This is a genomic window from Bacteroidota bacterium, assembly GCA_016720935.1.
Lineage (GTDB): Bacteria > Bacteroidota > Bacteroidia > AKYH767-A > 2013-40CM-41-45 > JADKJP01.
In genome coordinates, this window is sequence record JADKJP010000001.1 from 30,067 (window position 1) to 44,138 (window position 14,072).

At 41.2% G+C, this 14,072-nt stretch carries 10 protein-coding genes and 1 tRNA gene; 8 read left to right on the top strand and 3 right to left on the bottom strand.

What is annotated here, in order from left to right:
* Nucleotides 1-57: 57 nt before the first annotated feature.
* Together IPP86_00150 and IPP86_00155 are read right to left on the bottom strand one after the other, a co-directional pair.
* Entirely contained in the window at nucleotides 58-357 is a 300-nt protein-coding gene (locus tag IPP86_00150; protein MBL0136925.1) for an antibiotic biosynthesis monooxygenase, read from the bottom strand.
* Entirely contained in the window at nucleotides 347-1,138 is a 792-nt protein-coding gene (locus IPP86_00155; protein MBL0136926.1) for an SAM-dependent chlorinase/fluorinase, read from the bottom strand. Before IPP86_00155 ends, IPP86_00150 begins: the two co-directional genes overlap by 11 nt.
* Nucleotides 1,139-1,302: 164 nt before the next feature.
* Here IPP86_00155 and IPP86_00160 point away from each other — a divergent pair, with 164 nt between their 5' ends.
* Both IPP86_00160 and IPP86_00165 read left to right on the top strand, forming a co-directional pair.
* The gene (locus IPP86_00160) at nucleotides 1,303-2,241 is read left to right on the top strand and encodes a PhoH family protein (protein ID MBL0136927.1); all 939 of its coding nucleotides are present in this window, start codon (nucleotides 1,303-1,305) and stop codon (nucleotides 2,239-2,241) included.
* A gap of 15 nt (nucleotides 2,242-2,256) precedes the next feature.
* Nucleotides 2,257-3,216, top strand: coding sequence for a phosphoribosylaminoimidazolesuccinocarboxamide synthase (locus IPP86_00165; GenBank protein MBL0136928.1), 960 nt, complete (start codon nucleotides 2,257-2,259; stop codon nucleotides 3,214-3,216).
* A 20-nt stretch (nucleotides 3,217-3,236) separates the two neighbouring features.
* On the opposite strand, the gene IPP86_00170 is transcribed toward IPP86_00165, so the two are convergent.
* The gene (locus tag IPP86_00170; GenBank protein ID MBL0136929.1) at nucleotides 3,237-4,610 is read right to left on the bottom strand and encodes a hypothetical protein; all 1,374 of its coding nucleotides are present in this window, start codon (nucleotides 4,608-4,610) and stop codon (nucleotides 3,237-3,239) included.
* A gap of 98 nt (nucleotides 4,611-4,708) precedes the next feature.
* Between IPP86_00170 and IPP86_00175 the strand changes: the two genes are divergently transcribed.
* The 6 genes from IPP86_00175 (at nucleotide 4,709) to IPP86_00200 (ending at nucleotide 14,065) form a co-directional block, all read left to right on the top strand.
* A complete protein-coding gene (locus IPP86_00175) occupies nucleotides 4,709-5,899 on the top strand; it encodes an RsmB/NOP family class I SAM-dependent RNA methyltransferase (GenBank protein MBL0136930.1) in 1,191 nt (396 codons plus the stop codon).
* 127 nt (nucleotides 5,900-6,026) lie between these two features.
* Complete coding sequence (locus IPP86_00180; protein ID MBL0136931.1) at nucleotides 6,027-12,314, top strand: PD40 domain-containing protein; 6,288 nt, start codon at nucleotides 6,027-6,029, stop codon at nucleotides 12,312-12,314.
* A gap of 51 nt (nucleotides 12,315-12,365) precedes the next feature.
* Nucleotides 12,366-12,656 (top strand): ATP-dependent Clp protease adaptor ClpS, encoded by a 291-nt coding sequence (locus IPP86_00185; GenBank protein ID MBL0136932.1) that lies wholly within the window; start codon nucleotides 12,366-12,368, stop codon nucleotides 12,654-12,656.
* A gap of 86 nt (nucleotides 12,657-12,742) precedes the next feature.
* Nucleotides 12,743-13,543: a M48 family metallopeptidase gene (locus tag IPP86_00190; protein ID MBL0136933.1), complete on the top strand. Its 801-nt coding sequence runs from the start codon at nucleotides 12,743-12,745 to the stop codon at nucleotides 13,541-13,543.
* 55 nt (nucleotides 13,544-13,598) lie between these two features.
* Nucleotides 13,599-13,672: transfer RNA gene (locus IPP86_00195), tRNA-Arg, on the top strand.
* Nucleotides 13,673-13,813: 141 nt separating this feature from the next.
* The gene (locus IPP86_00200; GenBank protein MBL0136934.1) at nucleotides 13,814-14,065 is read left to right on the top strand and encodes a hypothetical protein; all 252 of its coding nucleotides are present in this window, start codon (nucleotides 13,814-13,816) and stop codon (nucleotides 14,063-14,065) included.
* The last annotated feature ends 7 nt before the right edge of the window (nucleotides 14,066-14,072 follow it).

Genomic DNA, 14,072 nt, shown 5'->3' on the forward strand with positions numbered 1-14,072 from the left:
CATTTGGTTACACAATGTTACCTATAAAATCCTTTCCTGACAAGGTTTTCGGTAATTTTAACTACTTGTCGGCCAGCTTTTCTCAAGGCTGAAAGCCAGTGGTGGCGCTGAAAAGAGCACTTTTGTCGCCGACCAGGTCGATTTGAACAAGTCCGAAAACCGGTAATGGTCCAGCGCTTGCTGAGATTCCCAGATGCTATAAGTCATGTAAACATTTGTCGGATCATGGGCATGCCACAACTCCAGGTGTCTGCACCCCGGAAATGCACGGATTTGGTCGCTCACACTATTAAAAACCTTCAAAAATTCCTCTGTTTTAGCGGGTTCGAAGGTCATTTGTACAATTCTAACGATCATAAAATTCAATTCGAATGGGATCCATCATTTTTAAACCCAGCAAATGGGCAGCGGAATCGTGGTTGATGGCAATTTCCAGAAATCCTTCCCTGTTAAATAATGCGACAATTTCTCCAATTTCAACTTCGTGATAATTGTTGCTTATTTTATTGATATCATACATCGATTTTCTCAGGTAAATAGTAAAGTCTCTTGATTTTCTTTCCTGTTCAAACAATTGCCTTTCAACATTCACAATCACATTTCCAAATGAGTCAATATAAAGTATTGTCCCCCGAATACTGTCACTGTCAACAGTCGGCTGAGCTAGGTAACTTTGATGCAATGTACTTTGACTTTCTCCAAGTAAAGCAGGAGATTTTCCTTTTACCAGATGAACCAACGCATTCATCAGGTTTTTTGATTGCTCTTCGGGGGTGTAGTTGTTTGTTGAATTCAAACGAACAATTTCCTTGGGACTATCGCCTAGAAGCAATGAAAAAATTCCGCTATCCTGACCGATAAATGTGTGCCCCTTGGAATTCACAATAAGAAAGTCGGGGTTCCGGGATTTCTGACTCGGATCAGATCCTGACAAGCCGATATAATGTATCGTTCCCGCAGGAAAAAATGGAAATGAACTCCGAAGAATAAAGGACGCCTGAAGAATATTGAAATGTTCTACCTCATGCGAAATGTCAAGCACTTGGATTTCCGGATACAGACCTAACAATTCGCCCTTGAATGCAGCGACGTAATGATCCCGTAAACCCCAGTCAGTAGTTAATGTCAGTAGTGCCATCGTTTCGGGTGCTCAAACGCGCTGTGTTGATAACTTGTAATTTCAGCGAAGCCAAAAGTAACTAGATTTAGGTAGTATTGAAACGTAATATCCATCGACTATTCACAAGTGAATGTTATTAGCCTGAATAGAAGATTTTATGTTGAACTTAAAACCCTAGCACCTTGAGTGAAGTAATCATTCCAATCGATACCTTTAATCCCGTTGAGTTTTTCGGTGTTAACGACAGCAACCTGGAAGTAATCCGGCGAAATTTCCCTGAACTGAAACTGGTGGCCAGAGGCAATGAAATTAAAGTCATCGGAGATGAAAAAAACATTCATCTCTTCAGTGAAAAAATAAACCGTCTCATACAGCATTATCAGAAATTCGGAAGCCTTACTCCTGATAATGTGGAACACTTCCTTGCAGATAAGTCGAATAAGGAGGGTGGACCACAGGCTCCACCAACGGATGTTCTGGTATTCGGACAAAATGGTATCATGGTTCGGGCACGAACCGCGAACCAGAAAAAAATGGTGGAAAGTTCGGAGAAGAACGATATCGTCTTCGCCATCGGTCCTGCCGGAACCGGTAAAACCTATACTGCTGTTGCACTCGCCGTAAGAGCTCTTAAAAATCGGGAGATCAAACGGATCATTCTTACACGTCCCGCTGTGGAAGCAGGGGAGAACCTTGGTTTTCTGCCGGGCGATCTCAAGGAAAAAATTGATCCTTACCTCAGGCCACTTTATGACGCATTGTACGATATGATACAAGGCGAAAAGGTGAAGAACTATGTTGAAAATGGAATTATCGAAGTAGCACCTCTTGCTTTCATGAGGGGAAGAACACTGGATAACGCGTTTGTTATTCTTGACGAGGCTCAGAATGCTACAGAAAGTCAGCTCAAAATGTTCCTGACACGGATGGGTCCTTCCGCGAAATTCATTGTCACTGGTGACGTCACCCAAATTGACCTTCCAAGGAATCAGCCATCTGGATTGATTCAGGCGATTAAAATTCTTTCCAATATCAAAGGTGTGGATTTCATTTACCTCGATTCTCAGGACGTTGTACGTCACCGACTGGTAAAAGAAATCATTGAAGCATACAACAAATAATCAATGTCAAATACAATGAATCCAATAGCTGAATCTATTCCCGAAACAGCTTTTCAGTTGCCCGGACAGACTGCCTTTTACAAAGGAAAAGTAAGAGACGTGTATACCATCAGGGATAAATACCTGGTAATGGTTGTGAGTGATAGAATTTCCGCGTTCGATGTTGTATTACCCAGAGCAATTCCTTTCAAAGGACAGGTTCTGAACGGCATCGCAGCGAAAATGCTGAAGGCTACCGCTGATATAATTCCCAATTGGGTTATTGATGTACCGGATCCAAATGTGACAATCGGAAAGGTTTGTTCCCCTTTCAAAGTTGAGATGGTAATTCGTGGTTATCTGTCAGGTCATGCCTGGAGAGAATATCAGCAGGGTAAACGCATGCTTTGCGGAGTAAGAATGCCCGATGGAATGAAAGAGAATGATAAATTTCCTCGTCCTATTATTACTCCGACTACCAAAGCAGCTTTTGGACATGATATGGATATTTCCGCAAAAGATATTGTTGAGAAAGGAATTGTCAATCGTTCTGATTATGAAGCTTTGGAAAATTATACCCATGCCATTTTTAAACGTGGTTCAGAACTTGCCGAAAAACAAGGATTAATTCTGGTCGATACCAAATATGAATTCGGAAAATCGGGTGATGTTATTACGCTGATTGATGAAATCCACACCCCTGATTCCTCACGTTATTTTTATGCGGATGGATATGAAGAACGGCAGCAAAAAGGTGAAGCACAGAAACAATTGTCCAAGGAGTTTGTCCGCCAATGGCTGATCGAAAATAATTTCCAGGGAAAAGAAGGACAGGTTGTTCCGGAAATGTCAGATGAGTGGGTAGATACGATATCCGGCAGATACATTGAATTGTACGAGAAACTAATTGGCGAGAAATTTCCAAAGCAGGAAACTGCAAATCCAATACAAAGAATTGAGAAAAATATTCTTACTTCATTGGGCCGACTTTCGTAAGAATAAATCCTTAGTAAAAGTTAATTCAAGCTTCGTAATATTTCCTGGAAATCGCTTCTGGAAAATAAACCGCTGAAAGCCGGTTCATTTTCTACTTTGGATTTTTTTGTCAAACCAAGTTCAACGGATCTTTTCAAAGCATTTATTGCTTTATCGTCTTCATGTTTAGCTGCTAACAAACAGGCTTCAAAAAAATGTTGTTCCGGATTTTCAGGATCTGCGAGTCCGTAAATGGCAATTGATTTTTCAGCAGCGGTTAAATTTCCCTGCTTCAATGCATTATTTGAAAAGGACCAGCCCGCCAGGGAAATATATCCCAGAAGTCTTTGCTGACTATAATCACTCTTATTTGTTTTTAATTTATTGATTTCAGTTTCCCACCAGGAAAGTGGCGCTGCTTCAAATGCCTGGACATATTGTTGTTTCGAGTAATTTTCTTTCGCGAAAATTGTTTCTTCCTGTTTTATTCTGGATATCAAGGACGCATTCTTTCGAAGGGTCTGAAGTTGCCTGATGTAAATTGATTTCATTGTAATGTCATTCGTAAAGGCGATCAATTCACGCATAGATTTTTCTTTTACTAAAATGTCGACACTTTTAGATCTTTTCTCAAATCCGGAAAGGAAAGCTTCAGTCAATATGATTTGATCTTCATTTTTCACTGCTGTAGATTTCAATAAGGCCCAGGCAAAAGCCGCCGAAAATGATAAACTATCCGGCCATTCATGTTTGCCGGTCCATTCTTCAACAGCATATTGAATCGGTAACGAATCCAGAGCTGCATTGAAGGCAATTACTTCAGTGTAATTCATGTCTTTTAACCCGGCAAATCCCAGAGCAGGAGGAATGTTGGTTAAACTTCCCGCAGGGAAAGCTGCTCCGCAATAACAAACCGACGTTACTTCAGGATGAGTACTTGCCGCTGCCAGTGCTGCTTTTGCACCACCGCTAAAACCCGACAAAGTTATCCGTTTTGAATCGCATGAGAAACGGAGGATTGCCTCATTGATGAGTTTGCCGGCAATTGCATTGGTCTGATCGAAATTCATTCCGTTCTCCGCATCATTCGAACCCATCAATACGAAATTGAATTTTGAAGCGAGCCCTTTGTATTTCTGTACAGGGTAAGAACCATCCGCATGGGGATCAAAGAAAATCATGACAGGTAAATGCAATTCTGGTTTCCATCCGGCCGGCAGATAAACTGAAAAATGTTGAAGCCCGTCTGAACTTAAAACAGATACATAAACTGAATCAGTTTTGAAATTATCTTTTTGGATTTTTACCTCTTGATTTTTTACCGTTTCAGTCTTTTTCTTCTCTTGTTGACTGCAGGAACAAAGTAAGGTGGCAATCAGTGGAAACAACAGAAAGTGCACTCTTGAAATTTTCATCAGGCGAAAGTATGTTAGCATTCAAGTACTCAAAAGTAATAAGATTGTAGTGGAAAAAATCCTTTTTCACTTATGAATTGTATTGCGTTCTTTGTACCATGAGGGAAGAAGCCAGAATCAGAAAAGTAGAACAGCTGTTACAGGAATATCGTCATGAGGAACCATTGGCACGTTACCTGAAGGCTTATTTCGCCCAAAACAGAAACATGGGGGGTAGGGATCGCAGGGAAACCCGTGAATGGATGTTCAATTTTTTCAGACTCGGTAATGCGATTCCTGGGGCTGATTTTATTAGCCGACTGGCCACAGCAAATTTTTTATGCAGTACTAATTCCTATCCTTCGCTGGACTATTTGCTCTCAAAAGTTCCCGGATTGAATGGTGAAGATCCCGGTAAAACACTTGAGCAAAAGATTCAGATTGTCCGGAATACTTTTCCGGAATTCAATGTAGATGAGATTTTTCCTTTCTCCTCTGAAATGTCTCCGCGGATTGATAAGGATGATTTTTATTTATCCTTCCTCAAGCAACCTTTTGTGTGGATTCGTGTCCGAAGAAAATTTCTGGAGGATGTTAAAAATGAACTATCAGAAAAAAATATTTCATACATCACTGAGCCTTCAATGCCGCTGGCATTGGGTTTCCGGAATAGTATTGCTCTAAACACACTTATTTCCTTTGAGAAAGGATGGTTTGAAATACAGGATCTGAACTCTCAAAAAACCGGGCAATTTTTTGGAGCCGGGGAGGGTGAAAAATGGTGGGATGCCTGCGCGGCGTCGGGAGGGAAAAGCCTCTTGCTGAAAGACCTGCAACCGGGAGTCGACCTGCTATCGACCGATAACAGAGAGTCCATTCTGATGAACCTTAAACTCAGAATGGCAAAGGCAGGGATCGGAGGATTTCGTGTTGAAATGCTGGACCTGTTGCATACCAGTGGAAGCTCATCCAAAGATTTGTTTGATGGAATTATTGCTGATGTTCCCTGTTCAGGTTCGGGAACCTGGACGAGAACTCCTGAGAACCTCATCAGTTTCAATCCGGAATTGATCTCAAAGCATTTCGTCCCTCTGCAGAGAAAAATTGTCTCAAATCTTACACTTTCTCTAAAAAATTCTGGCACATTGGTTTTTATCACTTGTTCCATTTTTGAGAAAGAAAATGAAGGCAATATTCAGTTTTTTGAGAAAAATTTTGGCTTTTCCGTAATTTCCATGGATTATTTGGAAGGCTCAGCGATCGGAGCCGATACACTTTTTGTGGCCAGGCTAAAAAAGAAACATCATTAGTTGTTCAAAAATGGCATTGGGCTATTAAAAATCCACGTTTTCTTTCTGAAAAACAAGTTTTACCAGAAACTAAACGGGTCTTTTCGAGTATAAATAATAATAGTCTAAGTATATTCTTGTACAACAAATGATTGCCGGAAAAAAGTATTGGATTTTTCTCATTGTTCTGCTCCTTTCAGGTGTGGTGTCTGCACAGACCAACACTGCTTCTGAAAATGATTTGAAGAAAAAAGCGGAACGATTTTTTAATTCAGGCGAGTATGAACCAGCCATGCCGGTTTATTCTCAGTTGCTGAGTTTATATCCCAAAGATCCCATTTATAATTATCGATACGGAGTTTGCCTCATTAAAGCAGGCAAAGAGAAAGTCAATGCAATTGGATATTTAGAATATGCTTCCATTCAGACGAACATGGAACAGGATGTCTGGTTTTACCTCGGACGTGGTTACATGTATGCCGGGAAATTTCAGAATGCAAAAAATGCTTTCGAACAACTCAAGAAAAATGCAGGTCAGGCGAAAGCAAAGAAATTCGAAGCCGACTTATTGATTGGAAATTGTACCAATGCAGAGGAGTTACTAAAATCCAGACGAAATGTTGCTGTTCTCAGCAGCCAGGAAATAAGCAGAACAAATTTTTACAATTCATATGATTTTTCCGAGTCAAATGGACGTTTGCTTCCAACTGCCGAACAATTTCTTACCGGTACGGATAAAGATCTTCAACTAAATCCGCTCATGTTTATGAGTAAGGATGGACAGATCATTTATTATGCGAGCTATGGGAAAAATACTACCGGTGGTAAGGATATTTATCTGAGAAGAAAGATGACCAATGGTCAGTGGGGAGAGCCTGAAAATTTAGGGGCTACTGTAAATTCTGTTGAGAATGAAGATTACCCATACCTCGATAAAGACAACAGAACACTTTACTTCAGTAGCCGTGGCCACAACAGTATCGGAGGGTATGATATTTTTAAAAGTCAGTTTGATTTTAATACGGGTAAATGGTCGGAACCCCAGAACTTAGGTATTCCAATTAATACTGTTGAAGATGACTTTTTGTATTTGCCTTCCATGAAAGGTGATCTTGCCACTTATGTTTCCGCGATGGATGCAGGGAGCGGGAAGATTCAGCTGAATAAAATTCAGGTTGGGGATGTAAGCAATAACTATGTTACCATTTCCGGTACATATTTTTCACTTGACCAGGTTACCCGACGTGATGCCCGTGTAACTGTGTTGCGCACCAGTGACCGGGGGATTATCACTTCAGTTCGAACGGATCCAAGGACAGGTAAATATGAACTCGTATTGGAACCCGGTCATGAATACACTCTTCTTGTTGAAGGTGGCAGTTATGTCCCGCATGCCGAGACTTTTGAAATACCTTCCATGCCAATGGCAAATCTGCGCCAGGAGGTTAAGCTCAACAAATCGAAAGAAAAGGAAGAAATGACTCTCGTCAATTTCTTTACACCAATCACGGCAAGTTCAAATCAGGGTGCACTGGCGGTGTCTGATGTTCCAACAGAAACGAAATCCAAGGCATATGATGTGACCAACCGCGACACCAGCAGTTTGATTCCTGTTCGTATTGATAATGAAGTTGTATATGTAGCACCTCCTTCAGGAAAAGATAATGTCACTAAAACAGAAACAGAATCTCCTGTCGACATCAGCAATGAAACAATCAGTAAAAATACACGCACATCTCCCGTTACAGAGACGAACGTAAACAATCCGATTCCGGCTTCACAGATGGCAGCAAATGATTTGCCTGAAGATACTACAGAAGAATTAAGCTCTTCAAAAAAGACCCCTAAAGAAAAGTACGATCCTTATCTGGAGAAGAATATGACTCCTGATGAGCTTCAACAGAAGCAGGAAGAAGCAACACGGACCAGGGAAGTTACACTTGAAGAAAAGGGAAAGGCGGAAGAAATAGATGTGAATGTAAGCAATGATGAACTTGCGAAGCTTGCCTTTGATGATGCGCGTTCCATGGAGATGGAAGCAGACAGTCTGAAGAAAGAGGCGCAATCGCTCCGGGCACAGGCCACGGAGAAAGATAGTTTGTCTATAGTCCTTAAAACAGAATCAGAACAGTCGAAAGGTAAAGACGAAGAAAAAGCCAATGCTCTTTTAACCCAATCAGAAGACTCCCGTTCTGAAGCAGAAAAACTGGTACAACAGGCGTCTTTGCTTGAGGACCTTTCTTCACAGAGGGAGGCAGAAGCCAGACTTGCATTGCAGGATGCCAAACAGATTGTTTTAATAAATGAACAAAACAAGACATTGGCAAATAACTCTTCTAAGAAGAATCAAAAATCAATAAAGGGAAATTCACAGACTGTAAATATTCCGGTCAGTGAGACGGGAAATCCTAATCAGCAGGAAGTTTCCGCAACGGAAAATTCTGGCCTTCCTCAAACAAATGAACAAGGCAAATCAGGTGATGTAACAACCAATAATCAGGTTTCAACATCAGAAACAAAATCAAATATTTCCGCGGAACAAACTAATTCAACTGAGGAACATAAATCCGGGAAAATTGCAAATCCGGTTGTTGCGGAACCATCTGGAAATAAAGCAACGGAGAAAAATGCCGAGAAAACAAGTGGTGAAAATAACATCGCATTGAATGAAAGTCCATCCAATGTTTCAGGTACTTCATCTACAACTAATAAACAAAACAGTATTACATCCGATTCTCCAGCTGTTTCAAATTCACCTGTAAATTCCGGTGAAAAGCGAAGCGAAACCGCAGATCAGAGTACTGCACAGAATCAGATTTCAGGGGATACAGGAAACAAGGCTGCTGATCAACAAATTTCAGAGAACAAAACGGAAACTCCGATTCAATCAAAAGGAGAGCAGGCTGACCTACAAACCAAATCTGCGCAAACTGAAGAAAGGAATAATTCAACTTTGAATGGTCAAAACCCGGCAACAGATAAGAATACTGTGGTTCCTTCAAATTCAGAAGTTGCATTGAATACTGTAGAAAATGTGAATAATCAATCAGGCAAAACGGCCTCAACACAACAGCCTTCGAAGCCTTTGGTCAAACAAAATCAGGTTGCAGGAACAGTGAAAACGAATCAGGATGGTTCGGCTCAGCAAGGATCAATTGAAAATCAAGGCAACAATGCGCAACAAAATCTTGCTGCTAATAATGAACCTGCTACTGAACGAAACGAAAATAGCAATACATCACCATTACGCACCAGCAGTGTACCGGTAAATCAAAACGAAAGCACGACGAGTACAACAGGTGTTGATTTCAACGCCATTCCGGATGTAAAACCTGAAGCCGTTATAGCTTATAAAGGTTACGAAGATAAAATGACACGTTCTCGTTCACTGGCGTCACAGTCAGAGAATTTGCAAAAGCGTGTTGCATCCATGAAAATTTCTCCGGTGAGAGACAGTTTAATTGAAGTTTCAAATTCAATTAGTCGTGAATCTATCCAAAACTGGCAGGAGGCACAAAAACAACTGGCAGATGCGAAACGCATTGACCCTGAAATTGAGAATAAGGTTCAAACCTATACATCAACACACGCTTCTACTGTAAGTGCATCCAACACTGCAAGAAAAGATCATTCTGTGTCAACAACATCGGGAGTTCAAAGTCCCGAAGGAGCAACGAGCGGTACCGGTAATAATTCAACTGTAGACAATAAACAGACAACTGCCAGGAATCAAAATTCCGATTCAGGTACTCTGGAAAATAATAATTCGGGACAATCTGAACTTGCCGTTCGTTCTGAACAAAAAGCAAGTAGTTCTCCGACAAATCAAATTTCCGGCAAGTCAACTGAGACAATTCCTGTTACTGCACAGAAACAAAACGGAACTGAACCTTCTGTCAATAACTCAAAAGCCGAAATCACGAATGGACAAACTGTTGTGAGTGATAGTAAGTCAGGCGAAAATACGAATCAGACATCGAAACAGAATTCGACGGTTTCAAATCCGGCTATTGTCGCACCGGACAATTCGGTCTCCGGTTCTGATTCTGGAATAAATACGGATGAAAACAGGGTAGTGGCAACTGAACAAAAAACTCCGATCACATCTACCGAATCAAATACGGCTCAAAATGCTGAGGTAAAGCCAGCTTCCGGGCAAAAGAAACCTGCTGAGAATAATTCAGATTCAGAAAGTTTGAAAAATGTTCCGGCATCCAATACGGTTAGCAATAATCAGTCTGTACAGACTGTCGAAACAAAGAACACACAAACAAAACAGTCGGTTGATCAAGTTGCTACTGAAAACAATCAGAAGAATACAACTTCCGGTCAAACGAATGCAAATGAAAATACCACAGTTGAAAAATCTGTACCTACTTCAGGAAATAATTCTCAGAATGTAGCATTAATAAACACCGAAAAAAATCAAGTTCCGGCACAGGCAACAACTTCGAATACAAAATCTGCAACACCAGCTTCAACTCAACCCGAATCAAATAAGGCGGTAAAACCTGAAAACACAGAAAATACAACTCCTTCTCAAAATGTTTTAGCTGAAAGCAAAACTCAGCAATCCAATGAGTCAGGACAGCCAGCTTCTCAACAATCTTCAGTTTCTCAACCTGTAACAAATAATGCAGCTCAGGAAAAAGAAGCAGGGGCAATAACTGAGAGGAATACTTCCGCGACAACATCTTCTCCGGTAGTACAGGAACAATTGGATACTACAAAAGAAGAATATCCTCGTTATATTAAAATCCAAAAGGATATCAATAACGCACAGGTAGAAACGATTAATATTTTCGCTACAGCCATTAACCTGAATAAAAAGGCTGTAGAACAAAAGCAAAAACAATTGGATCTGCTAGAAAAAGCTGATCGTACATCTGACCAGGGAGAAAAGGATAAATTGTTTAAAGAAGCTGAAAAGTTAGGAAAGGCATCTCAAAAGACAGAAGCACTGTCTAAGCAGAAGTTTACGGAAGCCCAGCAAAAAACTTCTGAAGTAAAAGTCCTGACCTGGCAATTGGAATCAGTAAAAAGTAAACTGGTGATTCCTTCTGCAACGAAACAAGCTACCTCTGCTCAACAAGTCACTGACAACATTACAAACCCGCAACAGGAAACTGCAGCAAATACTGCTGCTGTAAATACCAACTCAGATACTGAAAACAAGACATCCGGAAATGATGCAGGCACAACTCCTGCAATGGATGGAAGTCCGGTTGCCGAAATCCAGAGTATCCTCGCAGGTCCGGCTGTAGTCCTCACAGAAGAAGAAAAAACCTCTATGGCTGTGAAAGTTTTCAGTCGTAGCGCCGCGCCGGTATATTCCACATTGAATCCGATTCCAATGAATCCTTCCTTACCGGAAGGTCTGGTCTTTAAAATTCAGGTTGGAGCATTCCACAAACCAATACCGGATGAAACGTTTAAGAATTTACAACCTGTAACCGGTGAAAACACCCGACCGGGCTGGATCCGATATTGTGTGGGGATGTTTAAAACCTTTGAGCCTGCGAATCTCGTGAAACAGGATCTTAGAAAAAATGGCTTCAAGGATGCATTCGTTGTTGCTTATTTCAATGGTAAAAGAATCTCATTACGTGAAGCTTATTTGAAATTAAATGGTGAGGAGTCAGCCTTGAGAGCCGCTTATGCACAGCAAGCTGCTCGTGAAATAGCCATGTTGAAAACTCTGGATATCGCGCAAGAGTTTAATGTTTCCAATTTACAGAATCTGGATGATGATGCAAGACAATTCTATGGATCGGATGCATCAAAGATTGTTAGTTCTGGAGGTGCATCGGCCACTGAAGAAGTATTGTATGCAGTCCAGGTTGGAGTTTATAGAAATCAGAATCCGCCGGCTATCCTGACCACCTTACAACCATTGTATACCGAACCTTTGTCAAAGGGCTTGTACCGTTTCACAAATGGCCGTTACAATTATTTTGCTCAGGCTGATTCTGCCAAAAAGATCGCAGTGAATACGGGTGTTAAAGATGCCTTTATCATCGTCTATAGAAATGGAAGAAGAATTTCTCTTGCCGGTCTCGGTCAGACAGCTTCTTCCCGTTCCGCTGTGAGCAACCAGCCAGTGGTGAGGTCTACAACGGAGACTGTTGTTCCTGCTGCAAATGAATCAGCAGTTCAGCCCGGAATTGTGTTCCGTGTTCAATTGGGAGCCTTTAAAAACAACGTTCCCTATCAGATGGTAGAATCCTTCTTAAAGATCAGCGATAAGGGGATTAATCAGGAAACAGACAGTCGTGGCTTGCATATTTTCTATGCCGGAACTTTCACGGAATATGCCCCTGCATTGCAATTAAAGCAGGAAGTGATCGAAAAAGGAGTAAAGGACGCCTTTATCGTAGCGCTTCGAAACGGGCAGAGAATCAGCCTTTCGGAAGCTTTTAAACAGATCCGGAATTGATTATTCCCAAATTTTATTTATTTTTACAATTCACAATTGTAGAAATAAGCCATGAATCTTTCCGGAACTGCACACGATCTGGAATTTAAAGAAGTCGTCGATGAAAAAGTCGTCGAAGCTCGCCAGCGGGATCTCGTTTTATTTAATGACGATGTAAACACCTTTGACTTTGTGATAGAAGCATTGGTAGAAGTTTGCAATCACGACATGCTTCAGGCGGAGCAGTGTACTTATATTGTTCATTACAATGGTAAATGTGTGGTGAAATCCGGCTCTTATTCTGATCTCAACCCGATGCGTGAAGCATTGTGTGACCGTGGTCTTTCAGCCGTGATCAAATAATTTCGAATTAATTTGTTCCGTCCCGCTTCATCAGAAAACTGATGTTGGTAGGGTTTTTGTTTTTACAGTGTACTTAAGCCAAACAAATGAAAAAGAAACTTCTTTCCTCTGTCTTTCTTGTGCTTTTCCTGTTCTCCTGCAGTAAAGTTCCGATCACAAAAAGGAAGCAAATGAATTTATTACCTGAGAGTGAATTGATGTCGATGAGCCTCAGCAATTACAAAGATTTCCTCAATCAACATCCTGCCGTCAATGGAACCGCGGATGCGAACATGGTGAAGAATGTAGGAGCAAAAATCTCAGCTGCCGTAACGCGTTACATGAATCAAAACGGTTATGCAAAAAGAGTTGCCGGTTATAAATGGGAATTCAATCTCGTAAATTCTCAGGAAGTGAATGCATGGTGTATGCCCGGCGGGAAAGTTGTCGTATATAGTGGATTACTTCCCGTTACGCAGGACGAATCGAGTCTGGCCATTGTCATGGGTCATGAAATCGCCCATGCTGTTGCGCGACATGGTAATGAGCGGATGAGCCAGATGATGGTTTCTACTTTGGGCGGAATGGCGCTTGATGTGGCATTGTCCCAAAAAAGCGCGGAGACCAGGAATATTTTTATGACAGCCTACGGAGCAGGTTCTGTATTAGGAACACTTGCATATTCACGGACACACGAAACAGAAGCCGATAAACTCGGATTGATTTTCGCCGCGATGGCAGGTTATGATCCTCAGAAGTCGATCACATTTTGGGAACGGATGGCCTCAAAAGGAGGAGCAAAACCACCGGAACTGTTGAGTACACATCCAAGTGATCAAACCCGGATTAAAAATCTTAGAGAATTCATGCCCACCGCTTTAAAGTATTATCATCCGGGAACAAACTGAAAGAATTTGCAGAATTGATTTTTAATCTATCTTTGCGCCCTCAAAATCTATTTCAGGACCCATAGCTTAATTGGATAGAGCATCTGACTACGGATCAGAAGGTTGGGGGTTCGACTCCCTCTGGGTCCACTTTTGAAAAGCGTTAACACCTGATTGTCAAAAAGATAGTCGGGTGTTTTTTTTTTGAATGGACCGCTACGGGACCAAAACCGCACCTGTCCTTTTTTAAAGACCCCTCTGAAGATACTTTGTGTGTTCAAAATCTAACCGATGAGAACACTAAAGAAACAAGCTCGAAAAAAGAAAGGACGATCAAAGATTACCATTCAACAAATAGTTGATGGAATAAAGTTTCTGTCTGAGGGTATTGGTAATGCAATAACGATCCACAAGCTCTTTTCATGGCTTACGTGGGTTATTACCGGACCAGACGATTTGAATATTTTATTTTTCAAATTGGTTTACTCCCTGAGTTATTTGTTGGAAAAATACGTGAATGAATTAATCGGTGGTTTTAGATAAATCAGGT